The following is a 6,750-nucleotide window of genomic DNA, read 5'->3' as shown; positions in this document are numbered from 1 at the left end:
GGTCACGATCGCCGGAATTGCCGATCACGATCAACCGGAAACCGCGGTCACGATAAAACGGAATCAGCGGTCACGATGCCGGAAATGTCGGTCACGATCACCGGAATACGCATCCTTGAATTCCGCCGCAGCCCAGCTCGTTGACGCTCGCTTCATGTGCCGACCAAAATGCGAGAGTAAACGACAGCCCGCGAAAGTTTACAACCCCATCCGGTATGTCATTGAACGTAAACGATTTTCCCGCGCAGCGACCGCACCCGACACGAGTTGTGTGTAATCAAATGGGTTAGACGAGCAGCGACAAGTCCTAGATATTTTGGAAGAACGTTTCTCTGTTATTGATCAACTCGAACAAACGATCACTGCTTCCCGGCAGCAAGCCGAAGCCCTGCGACAGTCCATCCTGATGAAAGCCTTCTCCGGCCAGTTGGTCCTGCAAGACCCGAACGACGAGCCCGCTTCGGTCCTGCTCGCACGCATTAAGGCGGAAAAGTCCGCGCAACTCCAAGGCAAGAAAACCCACAAATGAACGCAACCGCATCCATCGTTTCCAAGGTCTGGAGTTTCTGCACCACGCTACGCGACGACGGCGTGAGCTACGGCGACTATCTGGAGCAGCTCACCTACCTGATCTTCCTCAAAATGGCGGACGAGTACAGCCAGCCGCCGCATAACCGCAAGGTTGGCATCCCGGCCGAATACAACTGGCAGAGCCTTAAGGCCAAGCGAGGAGCCGAGCTGGAAGTCCACTACGTGACGCTATTGCGCGAATTGGGCAACATGCCTGGCATGCTCGGCGCGATCTTTACCAAGGCGCAGAACAAGATTCAGGACCCCGCCAAGCTGTATCGCCTGATCGACATGGTGAATGAAACCCAATGGGTCACCATGGGCGCGGATGTAAAAGGCGACATCTATGAAGGGCTGCTCGAACGCAACGCAGAAGACACTAAGTCTGGCGCTGGCCAATATTTCACGCCGCGCGCACTCATTCGTGCAATGGTTGAATGTGTTCGCCCTGAATCCAACAAGACGATCGCTGATCCTGCCTGCGGCACCGGCGGCTTCTTTCTTGCCGCGTATGACTTTCTGGTGGCGACGCACCAGATGAATAAGGTGCAGAAGGCCTTCCTCAAGCACGATACCTTCTACGGCAACGAGATCGTTTCCAGCACTCGCCGACTCGCCTTGATGAACATGTTCCTCCATAACATCGGCGAGATCGACGGCGACAGCATGATTTCCCCTAACGATGCGCTGGTCGCCAGTTCGCCGCAAACTTACGACTATGTGCTCGCCAATCCACCCTTCGGCAAGAAGAGCTCTATGAGCTTCACAAATGAAGAAGGCGAACAGGAAAAGGACGACCTGACCTACAACCGCCAAGATTTCTGGGCCACCACGTCAAACAAGCAGCTCAATTTCGTCCAGCACATCCGCACCATGCTCAAGACTACCGGGCGCGCCGCCGTGGTCGTGCCTGACAACGTTTTGTTCGAAGGCGGCGCCGGCGAAACCGTGCGCAAGAAGCTGATTGAGAACACCGACCTGCACACCATTCTGCGCCTGCCGACCGGCATCTTCTATGCCAATGGCGTTAAGGCAAACGTGCTGTTCTTCGACAACCATGCCGCCAGCAAAGACCCCTGGACCAGGGAAGTCTGGTTCTACGACTACCGAACCAACATTCATCACACGCTCAAAAAGAAGCCGCTCCGCTTTGAGGACTTGAAGGATTTCATCACCTGCTACAACGCGGACAACCGCTTTGAGCGCAAGGAAACGTGGAGCGAGAAGATCAACCCCGAGGGCCGTTGGCGCAAATTCACCCATGAGCAAATCGTGGCTCGCGACAAAACCAGCCTTGATATTTTCTGGCTCAAGGACAAAAGCCTTGCCGACCTCGACAATCTTCCCGAACCGGACGAGCTGGCCATCGACATTATCGATAACCTCGAGGCCGGGCTGGATAGCTTCCGAGCGATTGCTGCCGCACTTGATGCCTAATCTTCACATCCCGTGATTATGCCGACAGCCGCAGGCAGGAGCGGTTTTTCGAGAGATGTTGCTGAAGCGGCTGGACGGCTGACCAGTCTCCCCACACTTCTTCTGTGCCCTTGCCGCATGGAGCGAATATGTCCGTGTCGAAGCCAATGATGAGCTACTGCGACATTAGTTTGCTTCCCATGCAAAGGCGGCTGATCATGGCCTTGGCCTGCACGTTACTTGGTAGGTGGATTCAACCCCATAGTAAGTTATTGCACCGTTCACTGCCGAGCGTGTGCGAGTGTGTCTGTAGCAGTCCCAGCATCGCGTCGAGCGTGGGCAGGTCGTCGTGCTCACGATGACGTACAGGCGTGTCGGGCATGGACGAGGCTACCGGGCGAGTGCTGCATCGATCCAACCGATGGCACAAGGCGCTGGCATTTTGCGCTTCGCACCGCCGAGATCTTCGTCGATAGTCGAACACAAGCGAAGCAGCAACAGGTGAAACCATTTAAACGACGCGGCGCGCAGGCTTCGATCAAGTGAGCCCGAGCTAAGTCCCCTGATGTACGCAAAGCAGACGTTAGAACGCGTCCGCGCTGAGGAGTAGCTGAACGTCTCTAACTGGCCGACACCCGAACTATGTGTTCGCGGGCAACGTTCTTGTTAACCAACTGCTGCGCGATTTTCGGCACAACGCATATGACCTCGTTAGCTGCTTTTTGCTGGTCCCCGGTAAAGAGCCATACCTGAGCTGGGGCGTACCCGGGTCAAGGCCATGGGGTCCATGCCGGGGTACGGTAGGGGTGGGGTGAGTCGTGCGCGTGTCCTGACTGCCGCGCCGGACGCCGCTCGCGGTCACAGCACGCCAGTTCGTGCTGCACGTCACGCATACCACGCGTATGCAACGCCAATGCAGTATTGACAGAGGGCAACGCAGTGCAATCTGGGGGACGATTTTCCGTACAGTTTCCGTACGGACTGGGAAGCACACTCGGCCGAGCGCCTTAATGTGTTGATTGAATGGAATTTTCTTGGTGCGCCCGGCTGGGATCGAACCAGCAACCCCTGCCTTCGGAGGGCAGTACTCTATCCATTGAGCTACGGGCGCTATAGAGCGAAGGCGCTGCTTGAACCAGCGTGAAAAAAGCCTGGGGCAGCGCCGATGCGAGTCCGAGAGGATACCTGTTTTCACCCGATCCGTCCATCGGACGGGGATGGGCCGCGCTCGACAGCCCATCCCGACGCACACCCAAAACACCCCCGCGATCCGGGTAAACGCGCGCCGTCGCCCTCCCAGCAGCCCATGCCGTCCGTTAAGCGTTCCGTCTATAATCGTCCGTGCTGTACGGTAGTTGCCGTTGCTGTCACGCTGTCGCTGAACCGACTCACACATAAAACGGGAGACGAGACAAGCATGAGTGAAGCACCCCACGGAGCCCCGATCAAAACACCCGGCCAGCTCATCGCAGCGATCATCGCCGGGTTCGCCGTCCCTGTCGTCATCATCATTCTGCTTGCCGTGTACGTGAACAACACAACGCGTACCGGCGCGGGCACCGACATGTTCTCCGATGCCTCCGTCGCGGCGCGCATCGCGCCGGTCGCGCAAGTCGATATCCGCGATGCCAACGCGCCGCGCGTCTACAAGACGGGCGAACAGGTTTACAAGGCGGTCTGTTCGGCGTGCCACGCGGCCGGCACGGCCGGCGCGCCGAAGTTCGGCGATGCCGGACTCTGGGCGCCGCGCATCGCCGAAGGTTACGACACACTGCTGCACAACGCGCTGACTGGCAAGGGCGCGATGCCCGCGCGCGGCGGCACGAGTCCCGACGACTACAGCGACTTCGAAATCGGCCGCGCCATCGTCTACATGGCGAACAACAGCGGCGGCAAGCTCGAGGAACCCGCGCAGCCAGCGCCGGGCGCGGCTGCCGCAGCCGCTGCCAGCGGCGCCGCACCGGCGGCCGCATCCGGTGCGCAGGACAACTCGCAAGCCGCGGCGGCCGTTGCGGCGCTCGCCGCGGTGCCGCAGACGACTGCAGCACCGGCCGCAGGCGCACAGAGCGCGGACGCCTCGCAGGCGGGCAAGGCGCTTTACACGCAAGTGTGTCAGGCGTGCCACGCGGCGGGCGTGCTGAACGCGCCGAAGTTCGGCGACAAGGCCGCCTGGGCCGAGCGCCTGAAGGAGCCGATGGACACGGTCTACGGCTACGCACTGCACGGCAAGGGCGCGATGCCACCGAAGGGCGGCTCGACTGCGTCCGACGCCGATGTGAAAGCGGCCGTCGACTACATGGTGAGCGCGGCGAAGTAAGCGCTTCTGCTTCCTGCGATAAAAAACCCTGCGTGATGAGCGCAGGGTTTTTTACGAGCCGCCGTCAGCCCTTCTGCAACATCGCTTTCAACATCGCCATCCGGTCCTTCGGCGTCATCGGGGCCTCGTCCACGGTCGGCGGCGGTGCATCGTCGAGCAGCATCTCGGGGATGAACCGCGAAGGCTCGCACACCACCGTCTCCCGCGCGCGCTTTCTCTTCTTGCACCAGTTCAGATGCAGGCTGCGCTGCGCCCGCGTGATCGCGACATACATCAGGCGCCGCTCTTCCTCGATCCGCCCCTCGTCGACGGGACCGTCGTCCGAGCTGGCGCCGCCACGATGCGGCATGATCCCTTCCTCGACGCCCACCAGGAACACATGTGGATATTCGAGTCCCTTCGACGCATGCACCGTCGAGAGACGCACGGCGTCGGGATCTTCGTCCTTGCCTTCGAGCATCGACATCAGCGCGACCGTCTGGATCAGGCCGAGCAGGTTCTTGCCTTCGTCGCCGAAACCGTCGGCGTTGTCGTAGCCGGTCTGTTCCGCATCGCCCGACGGCTCGGGCTTCGTGCCCTTCCTCTTCAGCCACTCGCAGAACTCCAGCACGTTCTGCCACTTCGACTGCGCCTGCCGCTCGTCATGCGCATCGTAGAGATAGGCTTCGTAGTGGATCGCTTCCATCATGTCGTCGAGGACGGTCGTCGCCGGATCGCGGGCGGCGCGGTCGGACAAGCGCTGCATCCATTCGCAGAACGTGCGCAGCGGCTCGACCTGCCGCGCCGACAGCCGCGCCTCGATGCCGCCCATGAACACCGCCTCGAACAGCGACACCTTCGCCGCGCCCGCGAACGAGCCGAGCGCTTCGAGCGTCGTGTTGCCGACACCGCGCCGCGGCGTCGTGATCGCGCGGATGAACGCGGGGTCGTCGTCGGGATTCGCGATCAGGCGCAGATACGCGATGATGTCCTTGATCTCGGCCTTGTCGAAGAACGACTGGCCGCCGGAGAGCACGTACGGAATCCGCTCGCGGCGTAACACCTGTTCGAAGATGCGTGCCTGGAAGTTGCCGCGATAGAGGATCGCGTAGTCGCGAAACGCCGCGCGCCGCTCGAACTTGTGCGCGGAAAGCCTGAACACGACCGATTCGGCTTCGTGCTCCTCGTCGTTGCAGCCGGTGACGGTGATCGTGTCGCCCATGCCGTGCTCCGACCACAGCTTCTTCTCGAAAAGCTTCGGGTTGTTCGCGATCACGTTGTTCGCCGCCGTGAGAATGCGCACCGTCGAGCGATAGTTCTGCTCCAGCTTCACCACATGCAGCTTCGGAAAATCACGGCCGAGTTGCGCGAGGTTTTCGAGCGTCGCGCCGCGCCAGCCGTAGATCGCCTGATCGTCATCGCCGACCGCCGTGAACGCCGCGCGCGGACCGGCCAGCAGCTTCAGCAGTTCGTACTGGCAGGCGTTGGTGTCCTGGTACTCGTCGATCAGCAAGTAACGCAGGCGGTTCTGCCATTTCTCGCGGACCTGTTCGTTCTCGGCGAACAATTGCGCCGGGCGCAGGATCAGATCGTCGAAATCGAGCGCCTGATAGGCGTGCAGCGTCGCGGCGTAGCTGCGGTAGACGATCGCCGCCTGGTGCTCGTCCTCGTTCGACGCCAGCACCGACGCCTGATCCGGCGACACCATCCCGTTCTTCCACAGCGAGATGATCGACTGGATCTTGCGGATCAGGCCCTTGTCGGTCGTGCCGAGCTGTTCCTGCACCATGCCGAAGCAGTCGTCGGAATCCATGATCGAGAACTGCGGCTTCAGGCCGACGTGCGCCGCCTCCTGACGCATGATCTGCACGCCGAGCGAGTGGAAGGTGCAGATCGTCAACTGGTTGACGGGCACCTTGCGGCCTTCCTTGCCGGGCGTCGTGAGCGTCCTGCCTTCGAGCAGCTTCGCCGTGCGCTCGCGCATTTCCAGCGCGGCCTTGTTCGTGAAGGTGAGCGCGGCGATGTGCTTCGGCTCGAAACCCCTGCCTTCGATCAGGTGCGCGATTTTCTGCGTGATCACGCGCGTCTTGCCGCTGCCGGCGCCGGCGAGCACGAGACAGGGACCATCGAGATAGCGCACCGCTTCGTTTTGCGCGGCGTTGAGACCTGCGGACATCGTGTGTGGACTTTGAGAGGCGTTGGGCGGAAGGATCGTGCAACCGCCGGATGGACAGCGAAATCGGGCGTCGTCGAGACGCTCGCAATTTCGAGAAGCGCGATGTTAACACGGATAAATCGGCCGATCGCTGGGGTTGGATCTGGCCCCGTGTGCGCGATTGGCGCGCAGGCTCGCTGGCGGGTTTTCGTCTCCGAATCCCGGAGTGTAAGGAGATCCGCAGCCCCGGCGCCGGGCCTATGACGCGGCGGTCAATCCGCGGCGCTCCCGGTCAAAGCCGCCGTCGTCCCCC

4 protein-coding genes and 1 tRNA gene are annotated in these 6,750 nt (G+C 61.1%); 3 read left to right on the top strand and 2 right to left on the bottom strand.

Annotated elements, in window-relative coordinates:
* Positions 1–316: 316 nt before the first annotated feature.
* On the top strand, positions 317–529 hold the full coding sequence (locus tag AWB68_RS29335; protein WP_087647832.1) for a hypothetical protein: 213 nt from the start codon (positions 317–319) through the stop codon (positions 527–529).
* Positions 526–2,007, top strand: coding sequence for a class I SAM-dependent DNA methyltransferase (locus AWB68_RS29330; protein ID WP_087647831.1), 1,482 nt, complete (start codon positions 526–528; stop codon positions 2,005–2,007). The genes AWB68_RS29335 and AWB68_RS29330 overlap by 4 nt, the downstream gene beginning before the upstream one ends.
* Before the next feature lie 1,014 nt (positions 2,008–3,021).
* Here AWB68_RS29330 and AWB68_RS29325 read toward each other — a convergent pair.
* Positions 3,022–3,097 (bottom strand) — tRNA-Arg (locus AWB68_RS29325).
* 306 nt (positions 3,098–3,403) lie between these two features.
* Here AWB68_RS29325 and AWB68_RS29320 point away from each other — a divergent pair.
* Positions 3,404–4,303 (top strand): c-type cytochrome, encoded by a 900-nt coding sequence (locus tag AWB68_RS29320; protein WP_087647830.1) that lies wholly within the window; start codon positions 3,404–3,406, stop codon positions 4,301–4,303.
* A gap of 64 nt (positions 4,304–4,367) precedes the next feature.
* On the opposite strand, the gene AWB68_RS29315 is transcribed toward AWB68_RS29320, so the two are convergent.
* On the bottom strand, positions 4,368–6,458 hold the full coding sequence (locus tag AWB68_RS29315; RefSeq protein ID WP_087647829.1) for a UvrD-helicase domain-containing protein: 2,091 nt from the start codon (positions 6,456–6,458) through the stop codon (positions 4,368–4,370).
* Between the last annotated feature and the right edge of the window lie 292 nt (positions 6,459–6,750).

It is taken from the genome of Caballeronia choica (assembly GCF_001544535.1).
GTDB classification, from domain to species: Bacteria; Pseudomonadota; Gammaproteobacteria; order Burkholderiales; family Burkholderiaceae; genus Caballeronia; species Caballeronia choica.
The sequence above is the reverse complement of the archived record's forward strand: the minus strand, read 5'-3'. Positions and strand labels throughout refer to the sequence as shown.